This is a genomic window from Snodgrassella alvi, from assembly GCF_002777745.1.
Classification (GTDB): domain Bacteria; phylum Pseudomonadota; class Gammaproteobacteria; order Burkholderiales; family Neisseriaceae; genus Snodgrassella; species Snodgrassella alvi_D.
In genome coordinates this window covers 1-2,342 of sequence record NZ_MEIO01000046.1, presented here as the reverse complement: position 1 = coordinate 2,342, position 2,342 = coordinate 1, and the positions used below count along the sequence as shown (strand labels likewise).

Below are 2,342 nucleotides of genomic sequence, written 5' to 3'. Positions count from 1 at the left end.
TGCTGTGGCTATAACATGAGCCTAGCGGGCTGCCGATACACTGCCCTGCGGTTACTGGATTATAGCCTACCAGCCCACCAACAAAATCGGTACTGTTGTTAGCCAGAAATAAGGTACTGTTAATGCCATCCGGATCAATGTAGCCATTTTTTTCGAGCATTTTATATTGTCCAGCTATATTTGCTGCTGGCCCTAAAAATTTGGTTTTTTCGATCGGTATGTCAGTTGCATTTAATCTATTCTGCAAATAGGCGTTGCTGACTTTGTCTGTGAGTGAACCGCGACTATGGTTATTACTGTTGATGGTGGTGTTGGTTTCTTTCGCGCCAGTAATTTTAGTGCTGCATTGGTTTTTCTGCATTGGTTAATGGCAGTCTGCCACCCATCCATTCGTTGAGTTTGTCGTAGAATGCATAAAAGCCGACTTCGCCCAGACCGGGGATAACTTCTACAGTGGGGTTGTTGACCACTACATAAAGATTGCCATTGGCTGCTGCTTCGGGATTTTGTTTGATGGCATTTCTGAATGCGGCTTCTTCGTTGTTGTAGATGCTCGGATTAGAAATCAATACTGATTTGCCATCCATGATTTCGTTGTAATCATATATTTCTATAGCAGTTCCTTCAAATGGGGCATTTTTATTTTTTTCTTTGGTTAGTTTGCTTGCATCACTGGCTTCTATGGTATCGTTAACATTATTGATGTCTTTACAAAAATACTGTGCTTCTGCGCCTGAGCAGGTGATTTTGTAAACTTTTCCGGCTGTTATGTGTCTGGCTGCGTTTTTGGCATAGTCGGCATGCAGCGCAGCAGTTTCTAATGCTGCGGTACCAATATCTCCTGCCCATAATATGCCAAGGGCGGTATCCAGATAGGCTATATTCTGCTCCATTCTGCGCCCTTCTTTTTCTAATTCGATGCTTTTTTCGGTTCTGAGGCCGTTATGTTCAAAACGTTATCTATGACGCTTCATATAATCTCGATAGTAAGGATTTTCTACGGGGTGATCAGTAAGATTGCCATTCTCATCTATGTAACGTCCGCGTTCATCTACTAGATATTGAGCTGGAATTTGTGCGTATTTCTCGTTAGCGGGATAAACTATGACTCGGCTGCTGGTATGCCCATTGGCTTCCAATTGTTTCTGGTAAGCAGAGGTATTGGTACCGCATCCACATAATGCTATAAAACTTGCCATCGCTAAAAACTTCATCTTGTTTTCCATTATTTTCTTTCCTTATACATAGTTAAAATCTTTGCTTGAATCTAAAACCCTTTTCTTTTCATGCATTCTCTTTCTGCAGGACCATATACATTACCTAACCAGTCCTGCATTTCTTTAGATCCAATATATTCATTCTTCGGTCGTGGAAGTGAACGTAATTCTTCAAAGCATTCTTTTCTAGCTTTTTTCTCAGCTTCAGATGAGAAATCCCAACCTGGCCCATTCCAAAAACGGACTACAGATTCATAACAGCCGGATAGTCCAATACAAAAAATACCTACTAATAAAATATTAATGCTACGTCTCATTTTACCTCACTCCTTGCCTTGCTCTTGAATGTGGCACTAAAACTGGTAAAGAGGGATTATCGTGATTTAAATTATGATTTGGTCCCTCAATCCATTTTTTATTAAACTCATTGTAAATACCCCAAACTTAGTACAAGATTCAAGTAGAAAATTATGCTGCTTGTTTTAGGGTTTTATATTCAATCGGCGTCATATTATTTAATGCTTCATGAGGCCTTTCCGTGTTATAAATGGTTAGCCATTCTTCGGTTACCTTTCTTGCTTGTTCCAGATTATTAAATAGATATAAATCTAGTACCTCTGTGCGATAGGTGCGATTAAATCGTTCAATATATCCGTTTTGATATGGGCTACCTGGTTGAATATAATCTATGGTTATACCATGTGACTTTGCCCAGTCGATGAATGTTTTTCCGGTAAATTCCGGTCCATTATCCACTCGTATTTTGAGTGGATAGCCATGATATTCGGCCAGTTTATCTAGGTAACGGGTAATCCTGCCAGCAGGTAAACTAACCGCAATATCAATGCCTAACGCCTCACGATTAAAGTCATCTATCACATTGAAGGTTCTAAAACGCTGTTGATTGCGACTGCTGTCACTCATAAAATCCATTGACCAGCATTCACCTTGTTTATTGGGTGCTGATAGCCTTTCTGGGCTTCGTGGAGGAATGCGTTGTTTACGCTTTACCCTGAGATTAAGCTTTAATTCACAATACACCCGATACACACGTTTATGATTCCATTTATAGCCGAGCTTTCTGATGCGATTAAAACATTTAGGAAAGCCCCAGCGTAAATGCTT

General features: G+C 40.2%; 5 protein-coding genes. All 5 read right to left on the bottom strand.

Features of this window, described 5'->3' with window-relative positions; all coding sequences use genetic code 11:
- Positions 1-361, bottom strand: a 361-nt coding sequence (locus BHC51_RS05320) for a hypothetical protein (RefSeq protein WP_218966381.1), incomplete at its 3' end; no start/stop codon positions are given.
- On the bottom strand, positions 336-893 hold the full coding sequence (locus tag BHC51_RS05315; RefSeq protein ID WP_100153511.1) for a hypothetical protein: 558 nt from the start codon (positions 891-893) through the stop codon (positions 336-338). The genes BHC51_RS05315 and BHC51_RS05320, both read right to left, overlap by 26 nt.
- A gap of 63 nt (positions 894-956) precedes the next feature.
- Positions 957-1,199 (bottom strand): hypothetical protein, encoded by a 243-nt coding sequence (locus BHC51_RS05310; RefSeq protein ID WP_143558792.1) that lies wholly within the window; start codon positions 1,197-1,199, stop codon positions 957-959.
- Positions 1,200-1,267: 68 nt separating this feature from the next.
- The gene (locus tag BHC51_RS05305) at positions 1,268-1,534 is read right to left on the bottom strand and encodes a hypothetical protein (protein ID WP_100153509.1); all 267 of its coding nucleotides are present in this window, start codon (positions 1,532-1,534) and stop codon (positions 1,268-1,270) included.
- Positions 1,535-1,685: 151 nt separating this feature from the next.
- Positions 1,686-2,342 (bottom strand): IS3 family transposase (locus tag BHC51_RS05300; protein ID WP_143558791.1); only part of this gene is annotated, 657 nt, incomplete at its 5' end.

Bases quoted from the DNA above. Each gene is read 5' to 3' on its own strand.
- BHC51_RS05310 (WP_143558792.1), bottom strand. From the start codon at position 1,199: ATGGCAAGTTTTATAGCATTATGTGGATGCGGTACCAATACCTCTGCT.
- BHC51_RS05305 (WP_100153509.1), bottom strand. From the start codon at position 1,534: ATGAGACGTAGCATTAATATTTTATTAGTAGGTATTTTTTGTATTGGA.
- BHC51_RS05315 (WP_100153511.1), bottom strand. From the start codon at position 893: ATGGAGCAGAATATAGCCTATCTGGATACCGCCCTTGGCATATTATGG.